Raw genomic sequence first — 17872 nt, forward strand, 5'->3', positions numbered from 1 at the left:
TGGGGGGAACCTCTAACCATGGCACAGCAGGCACGTCTGCTCGGTAACCGCTACCGGCTCGACTCCGTCGTCGGCCGGGGCGGCATGGGCACCGTGTGGCGCGCCTTCGACGTCATGCTCGACCGCGAGGTCGCCGTGAAGGAGGTCGTGCTCCCGCCGGGCCTCGACGACGAGGAGCGCGACGTCCTGTACGAGCGGACGTTCCGTGAGGCGCGGGCGTCGGCGCGGCTGAACCACTCCGGGGTCGTGACCGTCCACGACGTGGTCGAGGAGTCGGAGCGGCCCTGGATCGTGATGGAGCTGGTCCTCGCCCCGTCCCTCCAGGACATCCTCGAACGCGGCCCGATCGACCACCGCCGGGTCGCCGACATCGGGCTCCAGATGCTCGGCGCGCTCCGCCACGCCCACGAGAAGGGCATCCTGCACCGCGACGTCAAGCCCAGCAACGTGCTGATCACCCGCACCGGACGGGTCGTGCTCACCGACTTCGGCATCGCGCAGGTGGAGGGCGACTCGACCCTCACGCAGACGGGTCTCGTCATGGGGTCGCCCGCCTACATCCCGCCGGAGCGGGCGCAGGGCGAGCGCGCGGTGCCCGCGTCCGACCTGTGGGCGCTCGGCGCGACCCTCTACGCGGCCGTGGAGGGACGCTCCCCCTACGAGCGGTCGGACGCGATGTCGTCGCTCCAGGCCGCGCTGACCGAGCCGGTCCCGCCCGCGCGCAACGCGGGGCCGCTCGCCCGGGTGCTGGACGGGCTGCTGGCCCGCGAGCCGGTGCACCGGATGACCGCGGCCCAGGCGCAGCCGCTGCTCACGCGGGTCGCGGCCCTGCCCCCGCCGCCCGCGCCGACGCGGGTGGGGGAGACGGTGGCGGACGAGCCGTCCGGCCGCCTCCTGCCCACCCGGACGGACGAGCCGTCGGAGACCGTCCTCGACCCGGACGACCTCAACCCGGTCACGCGCCGCGATCCCGGCCCCGCGCAGGACCCGGGCCCCGCGCAGGACCCGGGCCCTCCGAAGGACCCTGCCCCTCCGAAGGACTCAGGGAACAACGCCGAGGCCCGGACGTTCGTGGAGACCGAATGGGCGCCGCCCCCGCCGACCAGACCGCCTTCGCCGTCCCAGCCGCAGGCGCCCTCCCAGCCACAGCCTCCGTCCCAGGGAATGCGGCCGGATCTGCCTCCGCAGACGCCCCCGCCATGGGAGTTGCCGGAGCAGCACACGAACTGGCAGCAGCCGCCCCCGCCGCAGCCCCACCTGGGCCAGCCGGGCCGTCCCCATGGGGGAGCGGAACGGCGCAGGACGGTGGTGATCATCACGATCGCCGTGGTCCTGGTCGTCGCGGCCGTGCTGGTCGGGGCGTTCGTCCTGCGCGGGAAGCTGCGGACGGACTCAGCCGCCCGCGGACAGGGCGTCCAGCGCGAGGCGCAGGTCGGCGACGTGCTCGTCGAGCTCCCCGGCGGGCTCACCGCCGCGCAGCCGCTTCACGTCGTCCTCCACTAGCCGGAGCCGCTCGTCGAGCGCGGCCAGCAGCCGGGCGCCGCCCGCCAGCACCCGCTCGAAGCTCTCGCCGTTGTCCGAACCGCCCTCGGTGAGGCTCTCGCGCAGCAGCCGCGCCTGCCGCCTGAGCTGGAGGGTGCGGCGGTGCAGCTCCACGAACACCGACACCTTCGCCCGGAGCAGCCACGGGTCGAACGGCTTGGTCAGGTAGTCGACGGCACCGGCGGCGTAGCCGCGGAACGCCTGCTCGCCCGCCTCGCCGCCCGCGGTCAGGAAGATGATCGGGATGTCACGGGTGCGCGGCCGGGACTTGATGTGGCCCGCGGTCTCGAACCCGTCCATCTCAGGCATCACGACGTCGAGCAGGATCAGCGCGAACTCGTCGTTCAGCAGTTCCTTCAGGGCGGCCTGCCCGGACGTGACGGGCACGAGCTCGACCGGCAGCGCGTCCAGGACGGCGGCGAGTGCCGTCAGGTTCTCGGCACGGTCGTCGACGGCCAGGATCCTCGTGTCGCTCCCCACCGGACTCCCTCACGTCGACCAACGGCCTGTCCTGTCCAGCCTGTCATGCCCCATGGGACGACAACAGTGAAACGCCCCAGAGCATGTATTTCTAGGGCAGCCAGCCCGGTTTGACCAGCCCGGACTCGTAGGCCAGCACCACCAGCTGCGCGCGGTCGCGGGCGTTCAGCTTCACCATGGTCCGGCTGACGTGCGTCTTCGCGGTCGCCGGGCTGACCACGAGCCGGGCGGCGATCTCCTCGTTGGACAGTCCCTCGCCGACGAGCGCCATGACCTCCCGTTCCCGTTCGGTGAGGGCGTTGAGCCGGGGCGAGGGCGCGGGCTCCTTGGCCCGCGCGGCGAACTCGGCGATCAACCGGCGGGTCACCGACGGCGACAGCAGCGCGTCGCCCCCCGCGACGGCCCGGACGGCGTGGATCAGCTCGACCGGCTCGGTGTCCTTGACGAGGAACCCGGCGGCGCCGCCGCGCAGCGCCTCGAACACGTACTCGTCCAGCTCGAACGTGGTGAGGATCACGATCCGGACGCCGTCGAGCCGCGCGTCGGACGCGATCCGCCGGGTGGCCTCAAGGCCGTCGAGGCCGGGCATCCTGATGTCCATCAGGATGATGTCGGGGCGCAGCAGCCGCGCCTGCTCCACGGCCTGCTCGCCGTCGCTCGCCTCCCCGACGACCTCGATGTCGGGCTGCGCGTCGAGCAGCGCCCGGAAACCGGCCCTGACCAGCACCTGGTCGTCGGCCAGCAGGACCTTCACCGGTGCCTGCGCGGCACCGCCCGGCGGCCCACCAGAGACCCGCATGTCAGTCCTCCCTCGCGGCGGCGCCGTCGTCCGACAGGGGGAGCCGGGCGCTCACCCGGAACCCGCCGCCCGGACGGGGCCCGGCGTCGAACGAGCCGCCGAGCGCCGTGGCCCGCTCCCGCATGCCGCGGATCCCGCTGCCGCCCGGATGGTCGTCCAGCAGCGACACGCCCCGGCCGTCGTCGTCGACCCGCACCGCGATGTCGTCTTCACCGTAGGCGATCCGGACCCGCGCCGTCACCGGGCCGGGACCGGCATGGCGGGTCACGTTCGTCAGCGACTCCTGGACGATCCGGAACGCGGCGAGGTCGGTGCCCGCGTGCAGCGGACGGCGCTCCCCGGCGATCTCGCACTCGACGCGCAGCCCGGCGGAGCGGGCGCGGGCGAGCAGGTCGTCCAGCCGGTCGAGCCCGGCGGTGGGGGCGCGCGGCGCGGACTCGCCCTGCGCCCGCAGCGCGCCGATCACCCCGCGCATCTCGGTGAGGGCGTCCTTGCTGGCGTCCTTGATGGCGGCGAGCGCCGTCCTGGCCTGCTCGGGGTTATCGTCCAGCAGATGCAGCGCCACGCCCGCCTGCACGTTGATCATCGAGATGTTGTGGGCGAGGACGTCGTGCAGCTCGCGGGCCATCCGCAGCCGTTCCTCGCTGGCCTGGCGGCGCTCCTCCTCGGCGCGGACGCGGGCCGTCTCGGCGGTCCGCTGCGCGCGCATCCGGATCAGCTCGGACGTGATGAGCACGACGAGCGCCCAGGCGGTCACGAACGTCACGCCGGAGAGCGTCGGCTCCTCAACGGGGAACGTCTTCCCGCTGCCGCGCTGCTGCTCCGGGACGCCGATCAGCGCGGTCAGCCCGAAGTAGGCGGCGAGCCCGACGCCGGTTCCCGCCCACGCGGCGAGGCGGTGCCCGGTGACGACCGCCGCCATCATCGCGACGACCAGCGAGAGCGGGACGGGCCCGTAGGTGTAGCCGCGCAGCATGTACAGGGCCGTCACCGCTCCGGTCGCCGCGAACGTGACCAGCGGGTTGCGGCGGCGCAGCAGGAGCAGCGCGGGCCCGGCGAACACCAGTGCGAAGCCGAGCGCGTCCAGGTCGCGGTGGGGGGTGTCGGGGCCGCCCGCGCGGCCGTCCGCCCACGGCGGTCCCGACCCGTTGGGCCCGCCGCCGTGCTGCGCGCCCAGCGACCCGGCGAACTGGAAGAACGCCAGGAACGCCGGGACGACCCACACCGGCCACCCGGAGGGGCGCGGCAGCCGCGGCGCTGAAGTGCTCATAGGGGCACGTTAAGTCATGGGGACGCGGCCGCACGTCGGCCGTGGGGAGGCCGCGTCCGTACTCCCCGGGATGTATCCGTCCAGGCCGCCCACCTGGCGAGGGCTAACCGGCGAGCCACTCCCCGGTCTCCACGCTGACGAGGCCGTGCCGTGCCGCCTCGATCACCGCCTCGCGCTGGGAGTGCACATTGAGTTTGCTCAGCACGCTCTGCACGTGGCTGCGGGCCGTGCTGCGGGTCACGCCCATCGCCTTGGCCAGCGCCTGCGTCGACTCTCCCCGCGCGAGCCGGGTCAGCACCTCGCGTTCCCTCGGGGTGAGGAACCGCGCGGCGCGCTGCGCCTCGCTGCTGGGCCGCGGCCTGCCGCGCCGGGCCGTCTGGTCGACGACGATCTCGCCGTCCGCGACGCGGCGCAGCACGGCGAGGATGTCGCGGGTCTGCTGTCCCTTCTCGGCGAACCCCCGCACGCCCGCCGCGAGCCCGGTCTCCTGGACGCCCGGTTCGAGGAAGCCGGTGAGGATGACGAACCTCGTGCCGGGGGACGCGGCCCGCAGCCGCGTCATCCAGTCGAGCGCCGTGCAGCCGGGGAACTGGAGGTCGATGAGGCACACGTCCGGCTGGCCGTCGCGCAGCAGGGGCATCGCGGCCGCCGGGGAGGACGCCAGCCCGACGACGGTGTGCCCGGCGTCCGCGAGGACCAGCGACAGTGACTCGGCGAAGACCGTGTGGTCATCGCAAACGATCATTCTCATGGACGGTGGTCCGGCTCGTGCGGGGGAGGCGCCGCCGGAAGCAGGATCCGGACGCGGGCCCCGCCCATCTCGCAGGTGCGGATCTCCAGGCTGCCGCCGTGCCCGGAGACCAGGTCGTGGACGATGCCGAGCCCCAGCGACGCGAGCCCGCGCGGGGCGGACCGGCCGGGACGGGCGCCCTGGTCGGCCCCGAACCCGTCGGAGCCCGCCGGGTCGGCGCCGAAGCCGGGCCCGTCGTCGTCGACCTGGACGGCGATCCAGCCCTGGTCGGCCTCGACCCGGACGTCGACGCGCCCGGCCGCGACGCGGCAGGCGTTGTCCAGCACGTTGCGGACCGCGCGCCACAGCGCGACCGGGTCCATGTGCGCCCACGCCTCGCCGCCGGTGAAGCAGACCTCGTGCCGGGTGGCGAGCCGCATGCCGGTCACGACCTCGGCGGTGAGCTCGTCGACGCGGATCCGCTCGGGGCAGGGCGGCCGCCGGTCGGCCTCGGTCCCGGTCTCGTCGGCGGCGTCGCCCTCGTCGAGGCGGCGCAGGAGATGGTCCAGCCACCGGGTCTCGCCGAGCAGCTGTTCGATGCGGGCCCTGCTTGCGTCGCCGACGTCCTCGGCCACGGCGACGGCCGAGGCCAGCATGATGATCGTGCCCAGCTCGTGGCGGATGTCGTGCCTGAGCCGCCGCCGCCACAGACCGCCCGCCCCGCCGCCCGTGCCGCCGCCCGCCCCGCCGGGCGCCCCGTCGGGCGCCGGGAGGGCGTCCATCGGGGACGACCGAGACCGCCCATTGTCCATGAGAATTCCCCGTCCCTTTTATTCCAGCACCGTCTAGACGGTCGCGTGGGTGTACGTACGTGTCCAGCCAATGACCACAACCGTCCGTCGAATGACCAGAAGTGGACATGAACATCATCGGTCCGACCATATTGATTGACGGTGCATCCTGGTCAAGATTGTCAGCTTTTTCCGACGTCCTTTCTTTCATGCCTACGACGTAGCCGCATTGCGCATTCCGGCGGGTGCGCCGCGGGGGCGTCGCGAGAGACAGTCGGGCGCATGGCGAAGGTCACATTTCTTGGACATGCGGGGGCCGCGGTGGACGCTGGCGCGTTCCAGCTGCTCGTCGATCCCTGGTTCGCACCTGCGGGCGCCTTTCTCGGGGCCTGGCACCAGTACCCGAGGAACGACCACCTGGACCTCGCCGGGCTGCTCGACGCGGACTGGGTGGCGGTCTCGCACGAACACCTCGATCATTTCGACCCATGGGTCCTAAACCAGCTTTCGGCCCGGACCCGAATCCTGATTCCGCACTATCCGGGTCCGGCTTTCCGTGAACGAATGATGGCCGCCGCGGGTGGTCGCAACGTCATCGAGTTGACGCCCTGGGAGAAATTTCCGCTCGACAATCGGGGCTCGTGGATCACCGCGATTCCGGAACTGTCACCGATGTGCCATGACGCCGCCTTTCTCGTCTTCGCCGACGGCCGCGGGTTCCTGCACGCAAACGACGCCCGGCTCACCGCCGCGCAGGCCCGCCGCGCCAAGCACCTGGTGGGCGGGCGGTTGGACCTGATGGCGGTGCAGACGTCCCAGGCGTCCTGGCACCCGATCTGCTACCACTACGGGCCCGACGAGATGACGAAGATCTCCATGGACAAGCGGGTGTCGAAGCTGCGCGCCGTGCAGCGCCTCGTCCGGCAGACGGCGCCCGAACTCGCCGCCCCGTACGCGGGCCCGCCCTGCTTCCTGGACGCGGAGGTCGACCACCACAACCGGACGCTCGCCCAGGAGGACGGCGCCTTCTGCGACCCCGAGGCCGCCACCGCGTGGCTGCGGGAGCACCTGCCGAAACAGAGTTGGCAGTCCTTCAAGCCAGGCGACTCGATCGACCTCGACACTGGCGCCGTCGACCGCGACCCCGTCTCGGCGGAGTTCTCCTTCACCGACCGGGACGAGTACCTCAAGCGCTACGCCGCCGACCGCGCCGCCGCCATCGCCGAGGCGCTGACCCCCTACCCCGAACCCGACTCCGGCCTGTTCGACAGGTTCGCCGCCCACTTCGCGTACCTGGGCGGGCTCAGTGACTACTTCCTCCGCCAGATCGCGATGGTCGTCCGGTTCGACGTCACCGGACCGAACGGCGGCGTCTGGGACGTCGACTTCTCACCGGACGGGCTCGCCGTGTCCGAGGCGTCCCCGGACGTCCGCCCGCACTACAGGATCACCACCGCGGGCCGCTGGGTCGACGGCGTCATCGCCGGGCGGATCGCCTGGGAGGACCTGCTCCTGTCGTTCCGTGTCAGCCTGTCCCGCGACCCCGACGTGTACAACGACTACCTCGTCGGCCTTCTCAAGCACGCCAACGCGCCCGCGCTCCAGGCCGTCGAGGTCTACGAGAACGAGCGCGACGAGAGCGAACGCATCACGGTCGCCTGCGACGGCGTCAGCTACGACATCCAGCGCTACTGCCCGCACGCCGGTGAGGACCTGTCCGTGGGCGCCATCGTCCGCGACGGCCGGATCCAGTGCCTCGCCCACAACTTCGCCTTCGACCTGGCCACCGGAGAATGCGTCAACGCCAGGGCCGCCAACCTTGACGCGCGGCGTGTCTGACGTGGGGTTTCAAGTCCTACCGTGTTAGATTTTTTCCCTGTTTGTGTGGGGGGTTGAAGGTGCGCGGTTTGGACCGCAAGAAGTTGGACCGCAAAAGGCTCGGCCTGCTGGCCGTCGCGTTCGTTCTCGTCATCGGAGTGATGGAGGTCCTGGCGCTCAAGCTCGGCTCCATGGACTTGGCGACCCAGTCCGGGTCGGACACCAAACCGGCGGTCGCCGACCGGGCCGTGCCGGGCGGCTGACCCCGGTCAGCGCGCGTACCGGGCCTTGATGAGGCTCTGGAGGTCCGGGTGCCCGCCGCCGGTGGCGTCCGCCAGCCCGGGGCAGACCCAGCCGTCCTGCCGTCCCCAGGAGTAGGAGATCTCCAGCCGGGGACGCGGGACGAGCCGGTCCCAGTTGTCGAGGATCTCGCGGAACTGCTCGCGGGTCGGCAGCCAGTACTCCCGTTCGCCGTCGGAGCAGCTCTGCCCGAACGTCTGGAGCACCGGCGCCATCTTCGAGCGCGGGATCCCGGCGACGTCCGCCATCTTGACCATCTGGTCCATCGCCGGGAAGTCGCAGCGCGCCCGGGTCAAGGCGGAGCCCCGGCACGGGTAGGGGTTCACGCCGTACAGGTCGGCGTGGATCCGGTCCGGGGCGACGGGCTTCATGGGGAAGTCGGTCAGCGAGACGAACGAGACCTGGCCGGGCGCCCGCCGCCTGATGTAGTCGGCGCGGAGCCGGAGTTCCCCGGCGACCTCGGGGCAGCTGCCCGGGTCGGGCTCGTCCGACAGGTACCACCCGTACACCCTCGGGTCGTGCCCGAAACGTAGGACGGCCTCCTTGAAGTCCCTGAGGTCGAGCTCGAAGTCGCCGCACTGGACGTTGCCGACCCACAACAGCGCCCGCATCCCCGCCGGGACGGTGGCGAGGAGCGACTCGTCGGCCGTGACGTCCACCAGGTCGTAGCCGAGGGCCTTGAGCCGGGGAAAGTCGGACGACTTGGCGTTCAACGCGACCCGCCGGGTGGCGCCGTGCCCCGGGGGATGCGTCCCGGGTTGGGGCGTGTCGGGGGCGAGCGTCCCCGGCGGTCGCGTCGTGGGCGCGGGACTCCCCGGCGCGGCCGTCTCTGACTCGGCGACCGGCTCACCGCCTGAGAACTCGTCACGCAGATAGAAGAGCAGACCGGCCGCGAGGATCACCGAGACCACGGCGGCCGCCGCCCTGACCGGGACACCCCGGACGTTCATGGCGCACTCCCCCCGATGGGGCGGTCAGGCCGCGGAGCCGGGCTCCTCGGCCCTGGCGGAGTCTTCCCTTTCCAGCTCCGTCCGGTCTGTACGGAGCGGTGGGACCGTGAAGCCCAGAATGTGCTTGACGGTGTCCCACAGCGCGCCGAACGTGGCGCGCATCGACGGGTCGCGCAGGTACACGGCGTCCACCGACACCCGCGCGGGGACCACCCGCTCGATGTAGTTGACCAGGTCGACCTTCTCGCCGGGGCCGAGGACGTCGAAGTCGCGGAACCGCACCTCCGACAGACCGGTCAGACCCGGCCGATAGTCGAACACCCAACGGCAGTCCGCGGCGTAGTGGACGGCGAGGTCGTAGGTCTGGGGACGCGGGCCGACCAACGTCATGTGCCCGCGCAGGACGTTCACCAGCTGCGGCAGCTCGTCCAGCGAGTACCGGCGCAGCAGCCTGCCGATCCCGGTGAGGCGCGGGTCGCGGTTGGCGGTGAGGGTGAGCCCGCCGACGCCCTCCCGCATCGTCCGGAACTTGTACATGACGAACGGCCGCCCGCCCTGCCCGACCCTCTTCTGCCGGAACACGCCGGGCCCCCGGCTCGACACCCGCACCAGCGTGTAGATGATCAGCAGCGGGACGCTGAGGAGCAGCAGCCCGGTGGCGGCGGCGGTGACGTCCAGGACGCGGCGCGCCTTGGACGGGGAGATCCCCTTCGAGGTGTCGACGGGATGGTGCGCGAGTTCGCGCATGGTTACCTCCTTCTCTTGACGTGCTGAAACCAGACCAGGAGCGCGGCTGTGGTGGCGACGAACGAGACCGAGGTCGCGATGGCGGCGCCGGTCGCGCCGTGCGCCGGGATCAGCACGGCGCCGAGCGCGATGACGACCAGCAGGCCGATGCCCTGCCCGGTGGACGCCGCGCCGGGCCGTCCGACCCCGTACAGGTAGGCCATGATCAGCCCCGTGACGCCGAACGTGACGACGCCCGCGAGCCGGATGTAGGTGGGCACGACCGCGTCGTCGAACACGTCCCCGAACACCCACGGCAGCGCGGTCCCGGCGATGAGCGCGAGCGGCAGCGCGGTGAGCACCGACACGCCGAGCGCGGGCAGGATCAGGCGGGACGTCCGCCGCGTCGCGGTCGCGCGGTCGTTCTTGGCGAAGTCGGGATACAGGACGTAGTTGACGGCGAGTCCCGGAAGCTGCACCAGTTCGGCGAACTTGCTGGCGACCGTGTAGACGCCGAGCACCTTCGGCCCGGCGAGCGCGCCGAGCAGTGCCATGTCGAAGCGGAGCTGGAGCAGGTCGATGAGCTGGCCGAGGTAGCCGCGCAGCCCGTACCCGGCGATGGTGCGGCCGAGACGGCGGTCGGCCCGTCCCCACCCGGTGAAGAACCCTCGCCGCGCGAGTCGCCGTGCGATCCACGCGGCGGCGGCGACGTCGGCGAGCACCAGCCCCGCGATCAGCGCTCCCGGACCGTGCCAGGCGACCAGAAGCGCCAGGTACAGCGGCAGGAACACGAACTCCTCCACCGCGATGGCGAGGCTGGCGCCGTGCTGGTCGTCGGTCCCCTGGAGGAGGCCCTTGCCGACCGACACGAACCCCTGCGTGACCGCCGGGACGGCTGCCGCGACCGCGACCCACACCCCGAACGAGGAGAAGAACACCAGGTAGATGACCGGGCTGAGGGCCAGCCAGGCGAGCCCGGAGACAACGGCGCCGATCACCGTGAGCCAGGCGAGCGTGGGCCGCACCGTGCGCTGGTCGTGGTCGTCGCGGGCGAGGAAGTACGGCGCCGCCGCCGACAGCCCGGCGTTGGACAACTGCGACAGCAGCCCCGGCAGGATCCGCGCGAGCGTGAACGCCCCGACGAGCTGCGGCCCGCCGATCCGCGCCACGATGATCGTCGCGACCCCGAGCGACCCGAGCGCCCCGATCCGCCCCACCATGTTCCCCGCCACCAGCCCGACCAGCCGCCGCCGCAACCCGTCCGCGCCGCCGCCCGCGGCGGTTCGAACCTTGACCGGGGGCACGGGTCGTGCGGCCGGAGGCGCTCCAGCGCCGGAGGTCGCACGACCCGACGACGCAGGCGACCGCAGCGACGCCGCAGAAACCGCAACAGGCGAAGAAGCCGCAACGGCGTCGTGAGGATCGCCTGCGTCGCTGACGGGGGTTCCAGGGGGTCGCCCCCCTGGGAAGACACAGCCCGCGTCGCGTGGGGGGCCAGGGGGGTCGCCCCCCCTGCCGAACAGGTGCAGGGCAGCGATGAGGCCGAAGAAGGCCCAGGCGTGTCTGTAGTGCAGCGTCTCGTAGAACAGGCCCGAGATCAGGAAGACGATGACCAGTGCGCCGAACAGTTCCGGGCGGGGGACGAGACGCGCGTACTCCTCGGTCAGGGCGCCGCGCCGGGCGATTCGCACGCACATCAGCAGCAGCACCGACAGGAGCATGATCAGCGCGATGCCGCCGAGGAAGCCGCGTTCCAGGACGGCGGCGACGTAGTCGTTGTGGGCCTCGTGCGGGAAGGCGTCCTGCCGTTCCAGCATCTGCGCCTCGGTCTGCCCGGGGCCGATGCCCCACGGATGCGTCTGCTCCTTGGTCATCTCGACCGTGCTGGACAGGACGGTGCTCCGCGAACTGGCGCTCTCCCCGGTCGAACGGCCGACCGAGTCGCGCAGCAGGGGCGACGACTCGGCGGCGCGGTTCAACAACGGCTGCACGTCGATCTGGGTCAGCGCGGCCGCGGTGCCGCTCGCGAGGAGCGCGACGAGCGCGCCGAGGGCGACCGCGTGGTGCGCCCTGCCCTCCCGGCACAGCCGGAACAGGCCGCCGAGCAGCACCGCGACGAGCAGCGCGAGCAGCCCGCCGTTCGAGCCGGTGAGCAGTTCGGCGGCCAGCAGCACGCCGCAGGCCGTCCACCGGCGCCACGGCGTGGCGGGGTAGCCGGCCGCGCGGGCGATGAAGAAGACGCAGATGAACCAGTTGGACGCGTAGTTGGCGTCGCCGAACGTGAACATGGCGCGTTCGCCGTCGACCTGCTTGCCGGACAGGGCCTCCACGCCGAGCACGAAACCGATGATCATCACGGCGGCGTAGAGGGTGCCGATCGCGACGAACGCCCGCAGCGCGACGCGCAGATGTCCCGGGTCACGGCTCAGGTTGGCGATGCACACCGCCCACAGCAGGACGAACAGGTCCTTGACGAGGGTGAGCGCGCCCGCGTCGTTGACGATGGCGGCGATCCCGCCCGCGGTGATCGTCATGAGCGTGGGGATGAGGAACGGCCACCGGATCGGCAGCCGCCGCGCCGTCGCCCACAGCACCGTCGCGCCGGTGACGCCGATGAGGGCGAGGTCGGGCAGCCCGGTGTTGCCCGGTCCCGGCGGCAGCCCGGCGGGCATCAGCATCGGCAGCGCGGCGATCCCGAGGACCAGCGCGATCGAGGTCAGCCGGACCCGGCGCACCGACGGCGGCGCGCCCCCGGCGGGCGCCCTGGCAGGGGCACCTGGGGCGCGGGCCTCGGTCGTAGCGATCACGGGCGTCGCGGTCCTGGGCGCCGGGAGGTCCCGCGGTAGGTCTCGTCCAGGACGGCGCCGAGATGCTCGGGGGTGAACCAGTCGCCGATGTGCTCGCGGGCGCGGGCCGCCATCCGGGCGGCGGCGGCCGGGTCGTCCAGCAGCGCCGAGATCGCGGTGGCGAGCCCGTCCGGGTCCTCGGGCCTGACGAGCAGCCCCGTCTCACCGGCCAGCACGAGGTCGGCGTTGGACGACACGGCCGTCGCGATCAGCGGGACGCCCGCGCCGATCGCCTCGACCAGCACGCACGGCAGCCCCTCCGTCCTGGTCGGCATCGCGAACAGGTCGAACGCGGGGAGCAGGTCGCCGACGTCGTCGCGGTGCCCGAGCCAGCGCATCCGTTCGCCGATGCCGAGCTTGGCGGTCAGCTTCCGCATGTCGTCGGTCATCGGCCCGCCGCCGACCCACAGCCCGAACACGTCGTCGGGCAGCCGGGCGATGGCCTTGGCGAAGATCTCCGGGCCCTTCATATAGGTGAGCCGCCCGATCGACCCGACGACCTTCACTCCGAGCGGCAGGTCGAGACCCCGGCGGGCCCGTGCCCGTGATCCGGGCGCGGCCGCGTAGGCGTCCACGTCCACGGCGGGCCACGACAGTCGCACCCGCTCCGGCGTCGCGAAGCCGAGCCGCAGCGCGGACGTCGCCGTCGCCGTCCCGACCGCCAGGAACGCGTCGGTGTGTTTCGCGGCGATCCGTTCGAGGCCGATGTAGACGCGGCGGCGGGCCCACGACTGGAACTCGTTGAACGGGAACCCGTGCCAGGAGTGCACGATGCGGGGGACGCCCGCGCGGGCGGCGGCGAGCCGTCCGATGAACCCGCCCTTCGAGCTGTGGGTGTGGACGACGTCGTACCGTCCCTCCGCGAGCACCCGGGTCAGCGTGCGCAGCGCCGTCAGGTCGTCGCGCGGCGAGATCTGCGGGACCAGCGGCCCGACCTGCACGATCTCCATTCCCGCCGCGTGCGCGCGGCCGGTGAGGTCGCCCGGGGCGGCGTTGGCGACCGCGTCGTCCCCGTACAGGACGACGTCGTCGGACGTCGCGGCGGTGTTGTCGATGCCGACGCCGCCGGTGACGAGCGCGCACTCGTACCCGTCGTCGGGCAGGGCCAGCAGCCCGTTCAGCGCGACCTGTCCCGCGCCGCCGTTGAACCGGGTGATCACAGTCGCGACGCGCAGCTTCCTGGGAGTACTCACGGGCACACCTCGCACGCTGGGAGGGTCGGTTCGGGACGCCGGACCGGGTGGTACTCGGGGAGCAACCGGCGCAGCAGCCGCCGCACCTCGTCGCCGTCGCCCGCCTCGGCGGCGGCCTCCAACTCGTCCAGCAGGCGCGGCAGCCCGGCGGGCGGCGCGGCGGGACGGGTCGCCCAGATCTTCGGGTGCGCGGTCCTGATCCGCCGCTCGGAGTCGGCGAACGCCTTCTCCGCGAGCTTCTCGCCGGGCCCGAGACCGCTGAACCTGATCGTCACCTCGGGCGGCCTGAGCTGCTCGGCGTACCGGTGGACGAGGTCGACGACCGGGACGGGCCGCCCCATGTCCAGCACGAACGTCTCCGCCTCCTCCGCCATCGCGGCCGCCTCGATCAGCAGCCCGGCGGCCTCCGCGACCGTCATGAAGTGGCCCGCCGCCTCCGGGTGCGCGATCGTGACGACCTCGCGGGACGCGATCCGGTCGGCGAGCACGCCGAGCAGCGGCCCCGCCTCGCCGATGACGGTGCCGACCCGGACGGCCGCGAAACAGGTCGGCCCGCCCGTCGCGGTGCGCAGCAGCAGCTCGCAGAGCCGCAACGTCGCGCCGAGGACGGAGGTCGGGTCGGCGGCCTTGTCCGACGACACGAACACGAGCCGCCCCACCCCGTGCCGCACCGCGCCGTCGATCACCCGCCGGGCGGCCAGCACGGTGTCGGCGACGCCACCGCACGGGTCGCGTTCGACGTCGGCCAGCTCGCCCCGGCGGGCGGTGTGGAACAGCAGGTCGGGGCGGGCGTCGCGGATGACCTCGTCCACCCGTTCCGCGTCCCGGACGTCCAGCTCCGCGACCGTCACGGCGCACAGCGCGGCCGGTTCGAGCCGCCGCACCCGATGGCACAGCGCCCGCCCGACCGGCCCGCACGCGCCGGTGACCAGCACCCGGCGGCCCCGCACGAGCCGCCGGGCGCGCTGGCCCGCGAGTTCCACCTCGTCCCGTCCCATCAGAAGGGCGAGCGGGCTCGCCGGGACGGGGGCGGCGTTGTTCCCCTCGTGTCCCGCGCGGCGGAGCGGCACTAACCTACGCACGGTCAGGTCCGCGTCCGTAGCGCCTCGGTGAGTGCGGAGACGACGCGGTCCTGCCCGTCGGCCGTCAGCCCCGGATACAGCGGCAACGACAGCAGTTTCTCGCCGACCCGGTCGGTCACCGGCACCCGCGCGCACTCGTCCGCGCCGAGGATCTCCTGGTAGGCGGTCATCTGGTTCGCCGGGATGAAGTGCACGGACGTCGCGACGCCCGCCGCCTCCAGGTCGGCGTAGATCCCGTCCCGGTCCTGGACCCGGATCTGGTAGAGGTGCCAGGCGTGCTGGACGCCGTCCAGGTTCCGCTGCGGCAGGACGAGCCCCGGCAGCCCCGCGAGCGCCTCGTCGTACGCGGCGACGATCTCCGCGCGCCGCTCCTGCCAGCCGGGCAGCGCCGCGAGCTGGGCCCGTCCGATCGCGGCCTGCACGTCGGTCATGTTGGCCTTCAGCCCGACCGACTTCACGTCGTACCGCCAGCTCCCGCCCGGCAGGTACCGCTTCCAGGAGTCCTTGCTCATCCCGTGCAGCCGCATCGCGCGGACCCGGTCGGCGAACTCCTGGTCGCTGGACGCGACCGCGCCGCCCTCGCCGATCGGCATGTTCTTGGTGGCGTAGAAGGAGAAGCACGCCGCCCGCGACCGCGACCCGACCGGATGCCCGTCGCGCGCCGCGCCGGGGCCGTGCGCCGCGTCCTCCACGACCCGCGACGGGTCGAGGCCCGCCGCCTCCGTGAGCGCCGCCACGTCCACCGGGTAACCGCCCTGGTTCTGGACGATCATCGCCGCCGGTTTGCTGCGTGCCGTCGCGGCCGCGACCGTCTCCGGGCTGGGGACGAGCGTGTCCTCGTCGATGTCGACCAGCACCGGCCGATGCCCCGCGTGCAGAATCGCGTTGATCGCCCCGCAGAATGTCAGGCTGGGCGTCAACACGTCCGACCCCGGTGGCAACCCGAGCGCGCGCAGGCACAACTCCAGCGCCGCCGTGCACGACGCGACCGCCACGACGTGCTGGGCGCCGAGGTAGTCCGCGAACTCCTGCTCGAACGCGGCGGTCTGCGGGCCCGTCGTGATCCAGCCTGAGCCGAGCACCTTGACGACGGCGTCGGTCACCTCGTCGGAGATCGACGGGATCGTGAACGGAACGGACGAACTCATCGGCTTCCCCTGCTCTTCCTGAACGAGTTCTTGCGGGTAGTTGCGTTCTTGCGGTTGGTCGCGTTCTTGCGGGTGGTGGCGATGACGCCGAGCACCGGCCAGCCGGACGCGGCGACCAGATCGAGAACCGACTCCAGCCCCGACACGGTCGTGACCGGCCCGACCGCCACGACGACACCAGCCCGTTCGCCGGTGCCCGGGTCGATCTCCGTGAACGGCCGCACGCGGCAGGCCGGCCGGGCCGGAACCGTTTCGGTGGACTGCTCGGTCAGGACGGCGGCGCGGCCCCCGGACCCGCTCTCCTCGCCGCCGTTGAGCGCAGCCTTGTCACGCCCGGCGGGCGCCTCGGCCGCGCCGTTGGCCGCGGAGGCGACCGACGACACGAACTCCGCCGGGAGCGGCCCGGGCGCACCGACCAGCGCGACCTGCGCGACGCCCTCCCTGGCGGCGGCGAGCCGGACGCGCCGCCCGAGGTCGTCGAGACCCTCGGGCCTCCCGTCCGCCCAGCCGAGCACGGGCGTGTCGAGCCGCCGCGCGACCCGCCGCTGCCCCGGGATCGTCGGCCGGACCAGCTCCGCGACGACCGCGACGAGAATGCCGCCGATCAGCCCGACCAGCCCCGCGACCGCCGACGTCATCACGACCGGGTTCGACTTCGGGCCGAGCACCGCGGGCTGGATCATGGACGCCGTGCCCGCCGTGGCGAGCTGCGTCCGCAGGTCCGAGCGGTTCGACCGCAGCTCGCTCAGCTCCCCCTGGACGCGGTCGCGCTCGTTGGCGTCGTCGGTGTCCAGCTCGCCCTGTGAGGTCACGCGGCGCGACAGCGGGGCGAGTTCCTTCTCCAGCTCCCGGACGCGCTTGTCGAGCGCGGTCATCTGCCGCTTGATCGACCGCTGGTTCGAGTCGTTGATCTCCACGACGACCTGGGCGCCGATCGCGTCCGACAGCTTGCGCGCCGCGACCGGATCGACGTCCTTCACCGACAGCTCCACGATCGTGGACGTCCCGAGCCCCGTCACCTCGATGGCCTTCGCGACGTCCTGCGTCCGCCGGTCGATGCCCTGCCGCCGCAGCACCCCGCGCAGCAGCAGGTCGCCCGTGGCGAACGCCTTGACCTGGCTGACCACGACGCTTGCGCCGCCCTCGGGGGTCGCCGCGTCGGACGCCGGGCCGCCCGCCTCCAGCCGTCCCGTCGCGACCGACTCCGCCTGCTGCCCGCTCATCAGCACCGCGACCAGCGCCACCGGGAGAACCGTCATGACCAGCAGCAGGGCCCAGTAGGTGCGGGCCACCCGCGCGGCGACTTCGTCGATCTCCACGTGCATCCTCCGGCGTCGTTGTCGCCGAGCGTAGGAACGCCGATCTCCGGAGCAATCGCGCAAAAGACGACCTTCCGCTACGCCGTTTGCATCAGGCGCCCGGGGCGTTCAGCCGTCGGACGGGCGCATCCCGCAGCGCATCGCGAGCGTGATCGCCTCAAGCGCGGAGTGCGTGTCGAGCTTCGCCAGCAGGTTCTGTGTATGCGTGCGGACGGTGTTCGCCGACAGCCCGAGCCGTGCGGCGATCTCGGCGCGCCCGAGCCCGTCGACCATGCACTGAAGAACCTCGCGCTCCCGGGGCGTCAGCACCCCCAGCAGTTGGGCCTCGCCACCCGGCCCCGCACCATCACTCGCCGCGAGCCGCCGCAGCACCTCGCCTAACACCTCCGGCGGGATCCATCCGCCCCTCGCCGCGGCCGACCGGATCACCTGCGCCACCCGGTCGGCGCTCTCGGTCTTCTCCAACCAGCCCACCGCGCCTTGCCGGATGGCCCGGACCATCGCGTCCAGGTCGCTCATCGCGGTGAGGACGACGACCCGGATGTCGGGGTGCGTCTCGCGGACGCCGTCCAGGACGTCCAGCCCGCTCTCCGCCCCGAGCGTCATGTCGAGGACGAGCACCCGGGGCCGTTCGGTGGCGGCCAGCGCGAGTGCCCGCCGCACGTCCGCCGCGATCGGCAGCACCACCAGGTCGGGTTCGCGTCCCAGCCGCGCCGCCAGGGCCTCGGCGAAAACCGCGTGATCGTCAACGATGAGGACGCGGATCGGTTCCATTCACCGACGATGACGGTCCCCGCCGCCGGACGGATCCCGCAAACGCAGTATTGATTTCGGCCGCCCGTTTAGGACGCCGAATTTCACCCTCGCATTCTTGGACG

Annotated in this window: 16 protein-coding genes; 3 read left to right on the top strand and 13 right to left on the bottom strand. The window is 72.6% G+C overall.

The window, feature by feature from the left end; genetic code table 11:
- The first annotated feature begins 18 nt into the window (after positions 1 to 18).
- On the top strand, positions 19 to 1503 hold the full coding sequence (locus tag ABD808_RS22525; RefSeq protein ID WP_344899827.1) for a serine/threonine-protein kinase: 1485 nt from the start codon (positions 19 to 21) through the stop codon (positions 1501 to 1503).
- Here the strand turns inward: ABD808_RS22525 and ABD808_RS22530 are convergent.
- From ABD808_RS22530 to ABD808_RS22550, 5 genes are all read right to left on the bottom strand, one after another.
- Positions 1393 to 2022, bottom strand: a complete 630-nt coding sequence (locus ABD808_RS22530) for a response regulator (RefSeq protein WP_344899829.1) — start codon at positions 2020 to 2022, stop codon at positions 1393 to 1395. The two genes, ABD808_RS22525 and ABD808_RS22530, sit on opposite strands and share 111 nt — an antisense overlap.
- A gap of 91 nt (positions 2023 to 2113) precedes the next feature.
- Positions 2114 to 2821 carry a response regulator gene (locus ABD808_RS22535; RefSeq protein ID WP_344899831.1) on the bottom strand — a complete coding sequence of 236 codons (708 nt, stop codon included), beginning with the start codon at positions 2819 to 2821 and terminating at the stop codon, positions 2114 to 2116.
- 1 nt (position 2822) lies between these two features.
- A complete protein-coding gene (locus tag ABD808_RS22540) occupies positions 2823 to 4091 on the bottom strand; it encodes a sensor histidine kinase (RefSeq protein WP_344899833.1) in 1269 nt (422 codons plus the stop codon).
- 103 nt (positions 4092 to 4194) lie between these two features.
- Positions 4195 to 4836 (bottom strand): response regulator, encoded by a 642-nt coding sequence (locus ABD808_RS22545; RefSeq protein ID WP_344899835.1) that lies wholly within the window; start codon positions 4834 to 4836, stop codon positions 4195 to 4197.
- 2 nt (positions 4837 to 4838) lie between these two features.
- A complete protein-coding gene (locus ABD808_RS22550; protein ID WP_344899837.1) occupies positions 4839 to 5603 on the bottom strand; it encodes a sensor histidine kinase in 765 nt (254 codons plus the stop codon).
- A 291-nt stretch (positions 5604 to 5894) separates the two neighbouring features.
- On the opposite strand from ABD808_RS22550, the gene ABD808_RS22555 reads away from it, so the two are divergent.
- On the top strand, positions 5895 to 7451 hold the full coding sequence (locus ABD808_RS22555; RefSeq protein WP_344899839.1) for a Rieske 2Fe-2S domain-containing protein: 1557 nt from the start codon (positions 5895 to 5897) through the stop codon (positions 7449 to 7451).
- A 68-nt stretch (positions 7452 to 7519) separates the two neighbouring features.
- Positions 7520 to 7693: a hypothetical protein gene (locus tag ABD808_RS22560; RefSeq protein WP_344899841.1), complete on the top strand. Its 174-nt coding sequence runs from the start codon at positions 7520 to 7522 to the stop codon at positions 7691 to 7693.
- 6 nt (positions 7694 to 7699) lie between these two features.
- On the opposite strand, the gene ABD808_RS22565 is transcribed toward ABD808_RS22560, so the two are convergent.
- The 8 genes from ABD808_RS22565 to ABD808_RS22600 form a co-directional block, all read right to left on the bottom strand.
- The gene (locus tag ABD808_RS22565) at positions 7700 to 8680 is read right to left on the bottom strand and encodes a hypothetical protein (protein WP_344899843.1); all 981 of its coding nucleotides are present in this window, start codon (positions 8678 to 8680) and stop codon (positions 7700 to 7702) included.
- 24 nt (positions 8681 to 8704) lie between these two features.
- The gene (locus tag ABD808_RS22570; RefSeq protein ID WP_344899845.1) at positions 8705 to 9427 is read right to left on the bottom strand and encodes a sugar transferase; all 723 of its coding nucleotides are present in this window, start codon (positions 9425 to 9427) and stop codon (positions 8705 to 8707) included.
- A gap of 2 nt (positions 9428 to 9429) precedes the next feature.
- On the bottom strand, positions 9430 to 12213 hold the full coding sequence (locus ABD808_RS22575; protein WP_344899847.1) for an O-antigen ligase family protein: 2784 nt from the start codon (positions 12211 to 12213) through the stop codon (positions 9430 to 9432).
- Positions 12210 to 13445 (bottom strand): glycosyltransferase, encoded by a 1236-nt coding sequence (locus tag ABD808_RS22580; protein ID WP_344899849.1) that lies wholly within the window; start codon positions 13443 to 13445, stop codon positions 12210 to 12212. Before ABD808_RS22580 ends, ABD808_RS22575 begins: the two co-directional genes overlap by 4 nt.
- The gene (locus ABD808_RS22585) at positions 13442 to 14527 is read right to left on the bottom strand and encodes a polysaccharide biosynthesis protein (protein WP_344899851.1); all 1086 of its coding nucleotides are present in this window, start codon (positions 14525 to 14527) and stop codon (positions 13442 to 13444) included. The genes ABD808_RS22580 and ABD808_RS22585 overlap by 4 nt, the downstream gene beginning before the upstream one ends.
- Positions 14528 to 14529: 2 nt before the next feature.
- A complete protein-coding gene (locus ABD808_RS22590) occupies positions 14530 to 15675 on the bottom strand; it encodes a DegT/DnrJ/EryC1/StrS family aminotransferase (RefSeq protein ID WP_344899853.1) in 1146 nt (381 codons plus the stop codon).
- Positions 15672 to 16994, bottom strand: coding sequence for a GumC domain-containing protein (locus ABD808_RS22595; RefSeq protein ID WP_344899855.1), 1323 nt, complete (start codon positions 16992 to 16994; stop codon positions 15672 to 15674). Before ABD808_RS22595 ends, ABD808_RS22590 begins: the two co-directional genes overlap by 4 nt.
- Before the next feature lie 108 nt (positions 16995 to 17102).
- The gene (locus ABD808_RS22600; protein WP_344899857.1) at positions 17103 to 17768 is read right to left on the bottom strand and encodes a response regulator transcription factor; all 666 of its coding nucleotides are present in this window, start codon (positions 17766 to 17768) and stop codon (positions 17103 to 17105) included.
- Between the last annotated feature and the right edge of the window lie 104 nt (positions 17769 to 17872).

Source organism: Actinomadura meridiana (assembly GCF_039537545.1).
Taxonomy (GTDB): domain Bacteria; phylum Actinomycetota; class Actinomycetes; order Streptosporangiales; family Streptosporangiaceae; genus Spirillospora; species Spirillospora meridiana.